This window comes from Pseudomonas sp. SAS7 (assembly GCF_052112345.1).
Lineage (GTDB): Bacteria > Pseudomonadota > Gammaproteobacteria > Pseudomonadales > Pseudomonadaceae > Aquipseudomonas > Aquipseudomonas putida_Q.
Window position 1 is genome coordinate 169,099 of the sequence record NZ_JBEGGO010000005.1, and the last position, 15,359, is coordinate 184,457.

Annotated in this window: 9 protein-coding genes; 1 reads left to right on the forward strand and 8 read right to left on the reverse strand. The window is 61.6% G+C overall.

The features are described 5' to 3' along the window. Window positions 1-93 precede the first annotated feature (93 nt). Entirely contained in the window at window positions 94-2,097 is a 2,004-nt protein-coding gene (locus ABI582_RS10450) for a hypothetical protein (protein ID WP_442119135.1), read from the reverse strand. Between the two features lie 399 nt (window positions 2,098-2,496). On the opposite strand from ABI582_RS10450, the gene ABI582_RS10455 reads away from it, so the two are divergent. Beyond that, window positions 2,497-2,754 carry a hypothetical protein gene (locus tag ABI582_RS10455; RefSeq protein WP_012316666.1) on the forward strand — a complete coding sequence of 86 codons (258 nt, stop codon included), beginning with the start codon at window positions 2,497-2,499 and terminating at the stop codon, window positions 2,752-2,754. 198 nt (window positions 2,755-2,952) lie between these two features. Here ABI582_RS10455 and ABI582_RS10460 read toward each other — a convergent pair whose 3' ends face one another. From ABI582_RS10460 to ABI582_RS10490, 7 genes are all read right to left on the reverse strand, one after another. Next, complete coding sequence (locus tag ABI582_RS10460; RefSeq protein WP_442119136.1) at window positions 2,953-4,620, reverse strand: ABC transporter ATP-binding protein/permease; 1,668 nt, start codon at window positions 4,618-4,620, stop codon at window positions 2,953-2,955. Further along, window positions 4,617-7,400 carry an insulinase family protein gene (locus ABI582_RS10465; RefSeq protein ID WP_442119137.1) on the reverse strand — a complete coding sequence of 928 codons (2,784 nt, stop codon included), beginning with the start codon at window positions 7,398-7,400 and terminating at the stop codon, window positions 4,617-4,619. The genes ABI582_RS10460 and ABI582_RS10465 overlap by 4 nt, the downstream gene beginning before the upstream one ends. 25 nt (window positions 7,401-7,425) lie before the next feature. Next, complete coding sequence (locus ABI582_RS10470) at window positions 7,426-10,257, reverse strand: secretin and TonB N-terminal domain-containing protein (RefSeq protein WP_442119138.1); 2,832 nt, start codon at window positions 10,255-10,257, stop codon at window positions 7,426-7,428. Between the two features lie 252 nt (window positions 10,258-10,509). Further along, window positions 10,510-11,472, reverse strand: a complete 963-nt coding sequence (locus tag ABI582_RS10475; protein WP_442119139.1) for a FecR family protein — start codon at window positions 11,470-11,472, stop codon at window positions 10,510-10,512. A gap of 88 nt (window positions 11,473-11,560) precedes the next feature. Then, complete coding sequence (locus ABI582_RS10480) at window positions 11,561-12,061, reverse strand: sigma-70 family RNA polymerase sigma factor (RefSeq protein ID WP_442119140.1); 501 nt, start codon at window positions 12,059-12,061, stop codon at window positions 11,561-11,563. A gap of 191 nt (window positions 12,062-12,252) precedes the next feature. After that, a complete protein-coding gene (locus ABI582_RS10485) occupies window positions 12,253-13,359 on the reverse strand; it encodes a GlxA family transcriptional regulator (protein WP_085625951.1) in 1,107 nt (368 codons plus the stop codon). Window positions 13,360-13,742: 383 nt separating this feature from the next. After that, complete coding sequence (locus tag ABI582_RS10490; RefSeq protein ID WP_259139819.1) at window positions 13,743-15,119, reverse strand: L-serine ammonia-lyase; 1,377 nt, start codon at window positions 15,117-15,119, stop codon at window positions 13,743-13,745. Between the last annotated feature and the right edge of the window lie 240 nt (window positions 15,120-15,359).

Sequence of the window (15,359 nt, forward strand, 5' to 3'; positions counted from 1 at the left end):
CCCTGTCGCGACGCGCCTGATTACTCCTGTTCCGGTTGGGTGGATGCTCCCCACAATGAGAGATTCAACGCTCAAGGGGCTCCATACAATGCCTTATCTGGCAGCTTGCGTGCCATTTTTTAGCCCTACGCCCTGTACCGTGTTTTGTACCACAGTGAAACGTCTATTTAACGACCACCCTGAATGGCTGCCATTATCGGAGCTTCTTGCACTAACAGTGTGGGTACCTAACGACAGGCCTGGAATCTTGACTTCCCAACGCCCCATGGCATTAGCGGTGGTCGTAGCCAAAAAATCGGAAGGTCTGCCTTGAGGCACTATAACAACAATCGCACCCGGCAAAGCAGTCCCCGACATGATCACATTATCCGCTTCAATTTCTGTGTTGGCCTCAGGGGCTTCAATTTCCGGGGCTTCCAGCGTGCTGATAACATTGAATTGTACATTGTCCCCCCATGCGGAAGTTTGCCCACCCCGTTTCTGCCTACCGGAAATCGAGTAACTACCTGCCGGAAGCGGCTCCGTTATTTTAACCGACCACTGGCCACGCTCATCAGCTTCTGTCCGCGCCAGGATCCGGTCGTCAAAACTTTTCGCCACGCTAACCTCAGCACCAGGAACCGCCCGTCCGGTGACTAAGGGATATCTTCCTACCTTCGCCCCAAGCAACGGCGCTGTGATCAACGCCTTGTTCAACTCAGAATGTTTGACTCGATACTTACGACTCTCAGAGTATTCGGATACCAGCATAGGGCCGAGAGCCTGCCTAACACGAAATGAGTATTCACCCTCCGGCCTGATCTCATTATCCACATAGCGCCAGTGCCCCTGCGCGTCAACAACGGTTGACGCCGTCTTTTCCGAAATACTAATTTCAACGCTAGCGCCGGGGATGCCAGTACCGGCGAACACTGGAGCAATCAATACATCTTCCCCTTGTTCTGGGGAAGCAACAAGCGGAACGTCTGGAGTCGCAGTGCATTCTGGCAATCGCTCATTGTTCACCGAAACCACAAAGAATCGGCCCTTCCCGGCGGTGATGCAGACACGCAATTTAACCCCGGCCGCCTCGTCAATCAACACTCTTGATGGAAGCAGTGCGGGCTTAGCAAACGTACCGTCTTCAGGGTTTGCATTCAGTAGAATGCTGTACACATTCGCACCAATAGTGGAATATCGTACCCAGACACCAATACTGCGATTATCATCTGCAGCAAAATCATACGGTGGATTTGCCTGCCGATGCTCCAACATTATGTACTCATTCTTCCCCGGCCTTCTAATCGCATACGACTGCGGGCCTGGCTCACCGAGTGCACTCAGCTTGTAAATTCCCGTTTTGGTAATTTGTGACGACTGTCTTTCGTCAAGCCATCCTGCAAAAGCTCTGTTAACAGCAGGATACAAGCCAGTGCCGCCTCCCACGGGATCGCCGGAGTCGGTAATTGACGATACGGTACAGCCCTCTGGCGCGTAAACAGTGTCGCCCGAACGACGGCAATCTGCATAAGTTCTGGGGTGATTGATACCAAGATTATGACCATACTCATGTAGAAAAACATGACTTGACCCGCCTTGCCCAAACAGGATCATCCTGTTTCCGGGCATAGTAGCATTCGCGCCACCTTGGCACGCGACTGCCACTATCAACTGATCATAATCATCCTTTTTTACGCCCGCTGCTTCTATGGCACGTTCTGCCCGCGAATAGATATCACTATTACTGCAGTTGCCGCTAGGCTTCTCACCAAAACTCGGAGTGAGAAAACTGATTTGTTCGAGGCTTAACTTATTGTCCGAGGACGCTAGCACAAAAGAACGCAATGACCGCGGATCACCAGAAAAAAGCTGCTGCCGGATCACAGCAGGGTCGACATTGCTGGAATTACTCCATTGACCGACCACCACCACAACTCGCCGCTTGCCCAGCACTGGAAATTTCGGGATCTCACCGTTGGTAAACACTGTGCTTGCAGGCAACGCCTCTACATCATCTAGAAAGTCGTCATTTCCAGCGCTGGCATTTACCGCCGCACAACCCAGAGATACCGCCAATGCCAAGCTCGTCAACAGCCTATTACACGTGTTGATATTCATCTCGTTCTGCTCCGCAGGCAAAGGATGTACCTCATCGGAGATACTTGCAGTAGAACATCAAAAATGAACTAGCCTGTCAGCTGGCAGAAATACCAGGTGGATGGATGAACAGGTCATGTCGCAGCAGCGTTCCCCAAAAAAATAACCCCGGAAAGCCGTGAGCATCCGGGGCCAAGAGCGAGCAACATCCACTGTGCATGAGCGAGGGTGACCAAACCCTCTGGTACCGTGAATGGCTTCAGTGTGCGGGCTTGCCGGGTTGGCGATTTAGCCGTAAACGACCTGTTCTTAGCCAAAGCAGTCATGGCGACATGTTGTTGTTGCGGGCATGTCGCGGTCGTCACAGAATCGGTCGTAAATCACAGCAGCACTCTCTTAGCGATAAAAGGGACAACAGCCATGATGCATGCGGATTTGATTGATCAGGACGACCTGGCAGGCCACCTGCGCGCACGCGGGTTCGAGATTCCGGCGGGCGCCAGTGCCGAGCAGGCTTGCGAAGCGGTGGTGCGTGGGCTGACAGAGCCTAATGCGCGGGCGCTGAAGGGTATGGTCGAGCAGATGTATACCGGGAGTGCGACGATTCTGCCGGCGGTGCGCCAGGCCATAGACAAACAGCTGTTGCCAGCGCTGGCGAGTTTCAACAAGCGGGCCTGATTCATTTTTCCTGTACTGGCCCTATCGCCAGCAAGCCAGCTCCCACAGGAATTATTCAAGGCCGAGGCCTGTGCAGTATCTGTAGGAGCTGGCTTGCCGGCGATAGGGCCAGGCCTGCCTTACAGGAATTACACAAAGCCCAAGGCCTGTGCAGTACCTGTAGGAGCGGGCTTGCCCCGCGAAAGGGCCAGGCCTGCCTTACACAGGCTCGGCCACCTTCTCCAGTTCTGCAGTCCGGTCAAACAGCCTTGCCAGCCCCTCCTGGTGTGTCACCCCCACCACCGTACACCCCGGCAACTCCCGCCTGAGCATTTCCAGCAAACCCCGGGCACTGCCCAGATCCAGCTGGCTGGTCGCCTCATCCAGGTACAAGGTATCCGGCCGGTACAGCAACGCCCGCGCCAGGCTCAACCGCTGCTGCTCCCCGCCGGAGAGCACGCGTTCCCACTCAGCCTGCTTGTCCAGTTGCCCAACCAGGGCTCCCAGCCCCACCTTGCCCAGCACACCGATCAACTGCACGTCGTCTATCGACTGCACCTGTGGATAAGCCAGTAACGCGCGCAGGCTCATGTGCGGCATGTAGGGCTTCTGCGGCAGCAGCAAGCTGCGCCCCGGTGGCAGCTGCCACTCGCCCAGGCAGTAGGGCCAAAGCCCCTGCAAGGTGCGCAGCAAAGTCGACTTGCCAACCCCACTGCGCCCACTCAGCCGTAACCACCGGCCCTGCCCTGCTTGCAGGTCTAGGTCGCGCAGCATGGCACTGCCATCCGGCCGGCAAAGCGTCAGCCCGCTTGTGCACAGGCAGTCACCCTTTGCAGCAGTAATTGCCTGCCCGCGGCTGGCTGCAATCGCTTGCTCGAACTGTTCCAGCCGCTGCAATGCAGCGCTCCAGCGCACCAGCTTGTGATAAAGCTTGATGAACCAGCTGAGCGAGCCGTGCACCGCGTTGAAGGCACTGCGGATCTGCATCAGCCCACCCAGGGTGATGGCCTTGGCCATGAAGGCTGGCAAGGCGGCAAACACCGGGATGATCAGGCTCAAGCGTTCGTAAGAGACGGTGAACAGGCTGAGATTGCGTTCACGCCCCATCAGCTGCCGCCAGTTGTCGGCGATGGCGCGAAAGCGCTCGGCCAGGTGCTCGCGCTCGACCGCCTCGCCGCGGTACAGCGCAATCTGTTCGGCATGGTCGCGCTTGCGCAGCAGGCTGGCACGAAAGTCCGCTTCGCGGTGTTCACGCTCATAATTCAACGCATGCAGTGGCTTGCCGATCAGGTGTGTCACCCAGCTGCCGGCCAACGTGTAGCCCAGCACGATCCACACCAGGTAGCCGTGAACCGTGAATGTCTCGCCCAACAGGCTGAAGGTTTGCACCCCCGACAGGTTCCAAAGGATCACCATGAACGCGCCGACCTGCGCCAGGTTGATCACCAGCGAGGCCACTAGCTCGATACTCAAGCCGACCATCAGGTCGATGTCCTGGGCAATGCGCTGGTCGGGGTTGTCTGGCTCGCCAGTCAGCCCCAGGCGGTAGAAGGCCTGATCGGCCAGCCAGGCATCGGTCAGGCGCCCGGTCATCGCCTGGCGCCAGCGCAGCTCCAGCCCTTTGCGGATGTAGTCCATGGCCACGACGATCAGCACATAGCTACCCAGATACAGCGCGTACTCGCCGACCAGGCCGTACAGCCCCGTGGTGTCGAACGCGGCCAGAGTGTCGTAGAAGACCTTGCTCCAGCTGTTGATCAGCACGTTGATCTGCACCACCAGCAACCCCAGGCCGATCACCGCCGCCAGCATGAGCCAGGCCAGCCATTGCCCACGGTCGTGCCAGAACGGGCGGCTGAGGCGGTAGAAGGTGCGCAGGGTTTTCACAGTGCCTGCTCCAGCGCCGCAGCAGAGGGCAACAGGCGCAACTGCACCTGGTTGCCCCGTGGGAACAGCTGCCGTGCCTGTTGTTGCAGCTCCGGCAGGGTCAGTGCCGCAGGCAACTGTGCCTGGGTCTGCAGGTAGCGTGGGTCGTGCCAGCGGCGGTCGCTGAGGACCAGGCGCTTGAACTGGGTTTGCGGGTCTTCGCGGCGTTTGCTCTCCTGGCGCAGCAGCTCACGGCGCTCGGCCACCAGCCACTCGGCATCTGGCTGCAGGCTGGCGAGGGTATTCTGCGCCATGGCCCACAGCTCATCGGCCCGGGCCGCGTCGCAGGTGAAGCTGAGGCTGCTCTCGACACGCTGCGTATCGGCATTCAGCTCGCTGTCGAAACGCAGGCGGTATACACCCGAGGCCTCGCCACGCAACTGCGCCTTCAGCCGCTGGTTGGCCAGGTCGCGCAACACCGATACCCGCACCGCCGCCTCCGGGCTCCAGGCTTGCGGCTGGAAGCTGCTGGCCTGCAACACCACACGCGGTTCCAGTGCGATGGCCAGGTCCTCACGGCGCTGGCCGGGCTGCTGCAAGGCCTGCTGGCTGGCCAGCGAAGAATTGCGCGGGAGGGTCGCGAGCATTTCACGGACCATTTTTTCCAGCGGTTCCGGCGCCGTATCCGCCATCAGGTAATAGGTCACCGGCGCACCGGCCAAAAGCTTCCAGTCGGCAGTCAGCTGTTCGGCGGTCAATTGTTCGAGGGCGCGGGTATCCGGCGACTGCCAGTGGTCCACACCGTACTTGAGCACACGCTGGCGGCTTTCCTGCACCCCGCGCACGTCATCCGGTCGGCTGCGCAGACGTTGCAGCAATTCGTCACGGGACTGGGTGAACAGCGCCTGGTCTACGCTGGCCAACTGACTCGTGCGGTAGCTTTGCATTAGCGCCAGCAAGTGTTCAGGTTCGGCGCCAAGGTTGAGCGTCAAACGCTGGGGCTGATGATCGAGGCTGAGCGTGGCGCGTTGCGTCTGGCGCCATGTGGCCAGTGCCTCTGGGTCCATACCCGGCAGGCCGCTGCGGGCACCAAGCTGCGCAGCCATTTGCAGGCGCCAGACCGGTACGCCCTCAAGGGAGTAGCCTGCTGACGAGTCGGCTTGCAGCAGCCATTTGCCGTCCGGGCCATTGCGCTTGAGCCAGACCAGGCGATCCCCGTTGCTCAGGCGCCAATGTTCCACGTGCTGTTCCGGGAAGGTCTTGCGCGCAACGATAGCGGCAGCGGGTGGCGCAGCGGGCATTTTCAGGATGGGTGCCGAAGCGATTTCCGGCGCTGTCTGCACGGGTGGCGTAAGCGATCTGCCGGCCAGTTCGACTTGCCGCGCCTCAACCTGCGCCACGTTCGGCAAGGCAACTACGGAGTTGCCCGCCGCGCTCACCTGCAATACCCGGTCAGGGCTGGCCAGCCAGCGACGCAGGCGGTCGTTCAGGTCATCACGCGAGATGTTCCCCAGCACTTCCAGATAGCGCGCAGCAGTGGCATGCCGCTCGGTGACGGCATTACCCTGCACGGCGGCATTGTTGAGTTGTTCCACCCACTGCTCGAAGGTGCGCGGGTCTTGCTTGGCCAGGGTCTTTTCGCCCAGCGCGTGGATATGCTCGCGCTCGCGTTGCAGGTCCGTTTCGCTGAAACCGTGCTGGCGCAGGCGCTCGATCTCGGTCAGTAGTTGCTGCAGCGCTTGGTCGTGAGCCTGGCCCTCGACGCCTGCGGCGATACCAAGCACGGTGGAGTGCTCACCGATCAGGGTTTTCTGCGCGGTAAGGCTGCGTACCCCGGCCGCTTGCGGTTGGCGACGCAGGCTGTCGAGCATGGCGGCGAGGGTCATGCGGTCGATAAGTCGCTCGCGCAATGCGGCGCGGGTGGTGCCGCGGCTATCCGGCTCATGCAAGCGGAACAGCATCGCTACCTGGTTGCTGCCCGATTGCGGGTCCTGCAGGCGGAACACTTTCAGCTTGTCGTCCAGCAGCAGCTCCCGTTGCTCTCGGCCCGGCACTTGGCCCGCCTTGGCCCCGCCGAAGGCCTGCTCGATCTGGGCGCGCATGGCCTCGGGGTCGAAATCGCCAACTGCCGACAGCACCATGTTGTTGGGCAGGTACCAGCGGTTCTGGAAGGCTTGCAGGTTCTGCAGGCTGGCCGAGCGGATCGCCGCTTCGTTGCCGATGGTGCGGTGCCCGGGGTAGCGCGAGCCCACCCGCTGCGAGGCAGTGCGCTGCTCGTTCATGCGTTGGGCCACGCCCAGGCCGCCGCGCCATTCCTCGATCACGATGGGCCGTTCGCGCTCCAGGTCCTGGGCGTTGTAGTCACGGGCGAACGCCAGGTCGGCCAGGGCCTGCAATGCCTGTGGCGCCTGGCGCACGCCAGCGGGTGGGCCAATCAGGTACTGGGTGCGTTCGTAGTTGGTCACGGCATTGAAGTGCCGGCCCTGCACCCAGCCCAGGTCGGTCATGCGCTGGCGCAGGTTTTGCTGGCGGCCGGCGCGGCTGTGAAAGGCCAGATGCTCGACCATGTGGGCAACGCCAACCTGGTCGTCTGCCTCGTCGACCGAACCGGCCTTGACGGTCAAACGCAGGTCCAGCCGCCCAGGCTGCGCAGTTTCACGCACCAGCCGGTAGGCAAGCCCGTTGGCCAGCTTGCCCTGGATAACCTGGCGGTCCCAGGGCAAGGGTGCGTCGGGTTCAGGTATCGACGCGCAGGCGCCGAGCAACAGCGGGCCGAGCAGGCCCGCGATGAGCTTTTTCATCAGGGTATCCACGGTTTTTATAGGGTCAGAAGCGGTAGCCGACTTCCAGCCAGTACTGGCGGCCGACTTCGTAGCGGGTCACGGCCTGGCTGCCGGAACTGACGGTGGGGTTGATCTTGTCGGCGACGTTGGTGATGTCGACCGAGGCAAACACGGCCTGGTCCTTGGCCGTAGGCAGCTCCCAGTACACCTGCATGTCCCAGGTCATGGCGCTGCCAACCGCTGCGGCCTCGTACACGCTAAGGGTTTCGTCATCGAGGTCGACCGTGCGCCCGGTATCGATGATCTGCTTGTACTTGCTGCGAAAACGCAGGAAGTTGCTGATGCTCATGTGCCAGGCGGGGATCTCGGTAATGGTCGTCAGCCGTGCGGTCCATGGGCGGTTGAAGTTGTTTGGCGGCAGTTGCACAAAGTCCATACGCTTGCCGTCGTACAACACCGCATTGCCGTCGTATTCCTCGCTGTTGAGGATCGAGTCGTAGTCGGTGTACGAGTCCTCACTCCGCTGCCAACCTGCGGCGAACTGCATGCTGGTGCTGCTGCCCAGCAACTTGAACTGCTGCTGCGGGGTGATTTCCAACGTCACCGTGTCGCTCTTGCTTTCGCCCTGGTTGGTATAGATGTAGTAATTGCTGGTATAGCCATCCAGTTCCGGCAGGCCTTCGACGCTGTGGTACGAGCGCACGATCTTGTCGCGACCTTTGCGGTTCACGTACTTGAGCTTGAACAGGGTATCGAGCCAGATTTGTTCCAGACCGACGGTCAGTTCATCGTCATAGGGTATGTTCAGGGTCGAGAAACGCGTGTCGTTCTTCGCACGTGACACTTCCACCCATGGCGAGTCCTGGCTGGACCGTGTGTAGCGAACGTTGTACTGGTCACGACCGTCGTTCAGACGCATCTTGAACAGGTTGCGACCGTAGTAGCGGTTGGCACCGAAGGTCAGCACGGTCGAGCGGTCGCCGAAAAAGTCGTAGTCGCCGGCAAAGCGCGGGGCGATGGTTTTGCGTTCCATGTAATCATCGCCTTCAAACCGCAGGCCCGGCCGCAGGCTCAGCTTGCCGAGCTGCAAAGTGTCCTGAAGGTAGAACGCATACTTGCTCTCTTCGACGCTGATATCAGCTGCCTTGTAAACGTTCATCGCCGAAGCCCATTGCCGGGTGCTGCCATTCAGCAACAGGCCTGTAGAGCAATAAGGGTCATTGCCACAGGCGGTCCCGCTGTCACGCTTGAACGTGGTGACACTACTGGCATCGCTGGGGCGCTCCCAGGTAGCGCGTTTGTAGGACAGGTCGATCCCGGTCACCAGCGAATGCGTCACGCCTCCGAGGGTGAACGGCAGCCACTGCGCTTTTACTGCATAGTCCAGACCTTTCTGGGTCTGCTCCAAGTCCCCGTAACCGCCTTCTGCGCTGCTGGAGGTGTTGCTCAGTGGCCGCCCCCAGTTCTTGGTTTCGGAGTAGTACCACTTGATGTAGTCATCCTGCTCCGAGTCTCTCGAGCTGGTCAGGTTGGTCAGCGCGAGGGTGTGGGTCCAGGTGGCACTCGGGGCCAGCCAGGTGGCCTTGATGGAGCCTTGATACCCTCCCTCCTCGGTCACGAAGGCCGAGCTGCGCTGATTGGCGCGAAAGTAGGTGTTCTCGCCTGGGCCGTAGACAAAGGATGAATCCAGGCTGAGCTGGTCGTTCACGCTCCAGTAGGTCTTGAGCATGTAGTTGGTCAGTTCGCGGGTCTGGTCCTTGCGGTTGGCTTCGGTCGGGCTGCTGTATCCGTCCGAGTAGGCGTTCAGTGGCAGCACCGAGCGTTTCTGCGAGAACGCCAGGATGGCACCGAAGTCATCGGTCAGGTGGCCTTCGAGCATGCCGCGCACGGTGGTTTTCTCGAACTCTGGCTGGTACTGCTCGTCCGAGGCCTGATCGAAGTTTTCCTGATCGGCTTCGGTGATGTGGTAGCGGGTCCACGCCGATCGGCTGAGGGCGTACGAGAGCTTGCCGTGAAAATCCTTGCTAGGACGGCGGGTGATCGCATCGACTACACCCCCGTTGAAGCCACCATACTCGGCCGGCACGTTGCTGTCGTAGACCTTCACTTCCTGCAGCAAGTCCGCATCCAGCGCAATACCGTGGGAGCGGCTGGGGGTGGAGTCGAACTGGCGCACATCGTTGAAGTCATGGGCGCCAGGGTCGAGGTCATTGTTGATCGAGATCCCGTCGATCATGAAGTTGTTCTGGTAGTACTTGGCGCCGTTGATGCTGATATCCGCCGGGGCAATTTCGCCCGGCGTGTTGGAGTTTTGCTGGCGGGTGCTGAATTGCACGCTGGGGTGCATCTGCAGCAGTGTGGTGATGTCGCCATTGGCGCCCGGGAAGGCTTTGATCGCCTTGCTGCCGATGACCGTAGCGCCCATGTAGCTGTTCTCTTCGGTCTGCCCCAGCACCACGGTGTTGTGCAACTCCAGCGGGCCTTGGCCGTCGCTGTGCAACAGGCGGAAGATGAACGTACCCGCCTCGAACTCCCACGTGATGCCACTGCTTTGCAGCAATCGCGACAGTGCAGCCTCGCTGCTGAAGTTGCCACTGACCGCGGTGGACTCCAGGCCCTCCAGCAGGTCCGGGTCGACGCTGACCTGCAGCCCGCTTTGCTGGCCAAAAGTGATCAGGGCGATGGCCAGGTCCTGGCTGGGGATGGTGAACGCATGTACCTGGGTGAGTTGGGCATGCTCAGCATCTGTCTGTGCATGGGCTGGCGGCTGATCCAGCAGGGCACACAGCCCCAACATGCCCGCGCCGCCAACATGCTTCAGGCGCAACGACCAACCCCGCGCACTGCGCGGCTTCCGGCTTGATGTTTCAGTCATCCCACATCCCCACCCCCGGCAATCGCCGGGCTGCAAAATAGAATACGAATCGGTATCAGTTGTTGCGCGCGGGGGAGAAGACGGGGCAGTGCGGGGATTTTTCAGAAATTTCGGAAATTATTTTTCAAACAATGAATTGGGGTTGCTGTACCGGCCTCATCGCCGGCAAGCCAGCTCCCACAGGTACTGCACCTGCCGCTCTTTGTGGGAGCTGGCTTGCCGGCGATGGGCTGCGCAGCAGCCCCGGCAATTTCAAGGTTTGCTCAACACCCACAGCCAAGGCCCATAGCTACGCACCTCGCCACCATGCGGCCGGATTACTGCGCGCAAGGCCGCCTCGGGCTTGCGCAGGTCATACACACCCGTCACCCGCTTGGCACCCAGTGCATCGTCACGCAGCATCACTTTGCCTGGCATATACGGCGCCAGCGCCTGCACCAGCTCGGCCACTGTCTGGTCGTCGGCAATCAGCTGCCCCTGCCGCCATGCGGCGGCTTGCGTGGGCACGAAGGCATGCAGTTGCACCCGACCATCGACATACCGCAGCCGCTGCCCGGCCGTCAGTGCAGCAGCCAGCACCTGCGCATCGGCAGTGTCTTCGACCCGTACCGAGCCATGCTGCACATCCACCCCTACCCGCCCAGGCCGCAGCTCGACATTGAACGCCGTGCCGGTCACCGTCACCCGCACATCCTCGGCACGCACATGGAACGGCTTGGCCTTGTCGGGCTTCACCTCGAAAAACGCCTGGCCGGCGAGCAGCTTCACATCCCGATGATCGCCGCTGTAGTCCACAGCGATGGCGGTATCGCTGTCCAGCTGCACCACGCTGCCATCAGCCAGGGTGATGTCGCGGGTCTCGCCCTGTGCGGTGCGGTAGTCAGCCTGAAAGCGCAGGCTCAGGGAAGGCGCGACAGCTACCAATAAACAGGCCGCCACCCCCGCCCCCAGCCACCAGCGCGGCCGGGGCTTGCGCTTGACCGGTAGCGGCAGCACTTCGGCCTTGGGCCACAGTTGGGTGGTGGTCGGCGCCAGCTGGCCGGTGAGCTGCCACACCCGTTCGGCCTTGTGGTAGGCCTGGGCGTTGGCCGTATCGCTGGCGCACCATTGCTCGAACTCACTCCGTAGCTGAGGGTCGTCAGGCGACTGCTGCAGGCGCAGGAGCCAGTCCAGGGCCTGCTCGCGGCGGCTGGATAGGGGGGCTGCGGACGTCATGCCGGGCAAGTCTCCTGAGGGCTGAAGGGCGCGCAGGGTCGCACAGAGCTGCCCTGCTCGGCAAAGGACGCACCAGCCTCGCGTTTTTTCACAGGTCATCCTCCAGGCGCGCCATGCAATGGCTCAGCGCATCGCGCACCAGCTGGTGCACCAGGCTGACGGACACATTCAGGTGGCTGGCCACCTCTTGCAGGGTGTGGCCGCCCAGGCGGTGCATTTCGAACGCGACGCGGGTGCGCTGGGGCAATTCCTCGAGGGCGCGGCTGATGGCGCTGAGTTCATCTTGCTGGGTGACCGCCTGCTCGGGCGACGCACTGGTCGAGGGCAGCTCGGCGAGAATCTCATCACCGTTGGGTTGGGCTTTTTCGGTGGCGGTACGGCGGGTCTGGTCGAGCGCCAGGTTGCGCACGATGCGGTACAGGTAGCTGGCCGGGTGGCGAATGTCGGCATGTTCCTGCTGGCGGCTGAAGCGCAGCCACGCTTCCTGCACCACGTCTTCGGCGCGGGCGCGGCAGCCGACGATCGGCGCGGCATAGTCAAGCAATGCCGCCCGGTGGGCCAGGTAGAGCTGGAGTTTTTCGTCCGCCACGGAGGGGTATGCCAGAGGGTTTCGGGGGCGGCGATGTTACCTGTAGTCGAGAATCATTATCAACAGGTGCATTTTTATTGCCAGTGCCGGCCTCTTCGCGGGTGAACCCGCTCCCACAGGGTAATCACAGTTTTCGAGACTTGTGATGCACCTGTGGGAGCGGGTTTACCCGCGAAGCAGGCGGCGCGGTGTCAGAGCCTTACGCTGGCAAAGGTCGACTCGTTGCGCGCCTGGCTCAGGGCCGCCATCGGCCCGCTGTGCGGCGACAGGGTCATGGCCTGCGGGATCGGCATCATCGCTACCTGCTGCGCGGTGTTGGAGCCCACGCGCTCGTCACGCGGCGGAATGCCAAAGTACTCGCGGTAGCACTTGGAGAAGTGCGGCGTGGACACAAAGCCGCACACCGACGCCACCTCGATGATCGACATCGGCGTTTGCTTCAGCAACTGCCGCGCACGGATCAGGCGCAGCTTCAGGTAGTAGCGCGATGGCGAGCAGTGCAGGTACTTCTGGAACAGCCGCTCAAGCTGGCGTCGCGACACCGACACGTACACCGCCAGTTCGTCTAGGTCGATCGGCTCTTCGAGGTTGGCCTCCATCAGCGCGACGATTTCCTGCAACTTTGGCTGGTTGGTACCCAGCATGTGCTTGAGCGGCACGCGCTGGTGGTCCTGCTCGTTGCGGATGCGCTCGTAGACGAACATCTCGGAAATGGCCGCCGACAGCTCGCGGCCATGGTCGCGGCTGATCAGGTGCAACATCATGTCCAGCGGCGCAGTGCCGCCGGAGCTGGTGAAGCGGTTACGGTCGAGGGTGAACAGGCGGGTGCTCATGTTCACTCGCGGGTAGGCCTCCTGCATGGCCGCCAGGCACTCCCAGTGCACACTGCAATCAAAACCGTCGAGCAGCCCGGCACAGGCCAGGGCCCAGCTGCCGGTACACACCGCGCCAAGGCGGCGCGACTGACGGGCCTGGGCCTGCAGCCAGGTGACATGCTCACGGGTAACAGTGCGCTGGATGCCCACGCCACCGCAGACGATCACGGTATCGATGGGCGGCGCGCTGTGCATGGCAGCATCGGGGGTGATCTGCAGGCCGTCGCTGGCCCAGACCTGGCCGCCGTCCACCGTCAGGGTGTGCCAGCGGTACAGCTCGCGGCCGGACAGCTGGTTGGCCATGCGCAGCGGCTCGACCGCCGATGCCAGGGAAATCAGGGTGAAATTGTCCAGTAGAAGAAACCCGATGGACTGGGGTGCTGTGCGGTTCTGGGTTGGGTTCCCGGAGGTGTACGACGTCATCGCGATTTCTCCTCACACAAATGCAGGGTGTGCCTCAGGCGGGCACTGATTTTTGTTATGGCCCCCGGTTCGGGGCTTATGCCAATCACAACGCAAACGCCGTGCCGGAAATTGAACAGCTATCCAAAAAAACCTGAAAACGACGCCTTCATTCGGCAAATCAGGGGCTTCCATCAAGCTGGCAGAGCTTCCGGAACCGCCGTGCTAGGCGTGCTACGTGTCACTGCTGAGCAGTTTGGTGACATGTACCTTGGTGGTTGCCCAGAAACGACACTTTTAAGTGTCACCGACAATGCCCACACTCATCGCGACATCTGACGGCCGGTCAAGCACAAACGCCCCAAGATGGGGCGTCGTGATGACTGCAGAGCCAGGTTAGCGCATCAGCACTCGATGGCACTGACCGCCAGGCCACCGCGCGAGGTCTCTTTGTACTTGTCGTGCATGTCGGCCCCGGTATCGCGCATGGTGCGGATCACCTGGTCGAGGGAAATGAAGTGCTCGCCGTCACCGCGCAGCGCCATCTGCACCGCGTTGATGGCTTTTACCGCAGCAATCGCGTTGCGCTCGATGCAAGGCACCTGCACCAGCCCGCCGACCGGGTCGCAGGTCAGGCCAAGGTTGTGCTCCAGGGCAATCTCGGCGGCGTTCTCTACCTGTGGCGGGGTGGCACCGAGCACTTCGGCAAGGCCCGCCGCGGCCATGGCGCAGGCTGAGCCGACTTCACCCTGGCAGCCCACTTCGGCACCGGAGATCGACGCGTTCTTCTTGCACAGGATGCCCACGGCAGCCGCAGCCAGGAAGTAATCGACAATGCTGGACTCGTTCACCTCATCACTGAAGCGCATGTAATAGTGCAGCACTGCCGGAATGATGCCGGCCGCGCCATTGGTGGGCGCGGTAACCATGCGGCCACCGGCGGCGTTCTCTTCGTTGACCGCCAGGGCGAACAGGTTGACCCACTCCATGGCGCTCATCGTCGAGCCGATCACGTTGGGCTTGCCGATCTCTTGCAGGCTGCGGTGCAGCTTGGCGGCGCGGCGGCGCACGTTCAGCCCGCCGGGCAGCGTGCCTTCGTATTTAAGGCCGTTGTTGACGCATTCCTGCATGGCTTCCCAGAGCTTGTGCAGGCCGGCGCGGATCTCTTCTTCGCTGCGCCAGACCTTCTCGTTGGCCATCATCAATTGCGACACGCTGAGGTCGTTTTGCTTGCACAGGCGCAGCAGTTCGGCGGCGCTGTTGAAGTCGTACGGCAGCACCGTCTGGTCGGCATCCAGCACGCCACTGGCGGCCTGGGCAGCGTCGACCACAAAACCGCCACCCACCGAGTAGTAGGTGTCGCGGTGCAACTCGCCCTGCTCGCCTTCGGCAACCAGGGTCATGGCGTTGGGGTGGTACGGCAGGTTTTCGTCCAGCAGCAGCATGTCGCGGGCCCAGACGAATTCGATGGGCAGGCGGCTGTCCAGCTGCAGGGTGTTGGTTTCGCGCAGGTCGGCAATACGCGGCACGATCTGGGTCGGGTCAATGGCGTCAGGCCACTCGCCCATCAGGCCCATGATGGTGGCGTTGTCGGTGCCGTGACCGATACCGGTGGCCGACAGCGAGCCATACAGGCGCACCTCGATCCGTTTCACACGTTCCAGCTCGCCGCGTTCGCGCAGGCCCTGAACAAACAGGGCGCCAGCACGCATGGGGCCGACGGTGTGGGAGCTGGAGGGCCCGACACCGATCTTGAACAGGTCGAACACGCTGATGGCCATTGTCGAATCACCTCTTGCTGGGCTTGTCTCTGCGCGCCATGCGCAGGGCGGGGCAGCTGCTAGGCTCAAACAGCGGGCCGCCTTGAATGCCAGCATCATCGGGCTTTTACCGCACCCCTCGCCGTCTGCAACCGACGTACTTTTGTCCAGCCGCGCCGCGCTGTTTTTGCTCAACGAGCGGCCCTCGCCACGCCGCTTTCCGGCGGCCAGGTGACGCAAAAATGCGGCCGAGGGGGTGGA

Excerpts from the sequence above, each read along its gene's own strand:
- ABI582_RS10485 (WP_085625951.1), bottom strand. The coding sequence starts at position 13,359 with ATGACGTCGTACACCTCCGGGAACCCAACCCAGAACCGCACAGCACCC.
- ABI582_RS10450 (WP_442119135.1), bottom strand. The coding sequence starts at position 2,097 with ATGAATATCAACACGTGTAATAGGCTGTTGACGAGCTTGGCATTGGCG.
- ABI582_RS10470 (WP_442119138.1), bottom strand. The coding sequence starts at position 10,257 with ATGACTGAAACATCAAGCCGGAAGCCGCGCAGTGCGCGGGGTTGGTCG.
- ABI582_RS10465 (WP_442119137.1), bottom strand. The coding sequence starts at position 7,400 with ATGAAAAAGCTCATCGCGGGCCTGCTCGGCCCGCTGTTGCTCGGCGCC.
- ABI582_RS10490 (WP_259139819.1), bottom strand. The coding sequence starts at position 15,119 with ATGGCCATCAGCGTGTTCGACCTGTTCAAGATCGGTGTCGGGCCCTCC.
- ABI582_RS10475 (WP_442119139.1), bottom strand. The coding sequence starts at position 11,472 with ATGACGTCCGCAGCCCCCCTATCCAGCCGCCGCGAGCAGGCCCTGGAC.
- ABI582_RS10455 (WP_012316666.1), top strand. The coding sequence starts at position 2,497 with ATGATGCATGCGGATTTGATTGATCAGGACGACCTGGCAGGCCACCTG.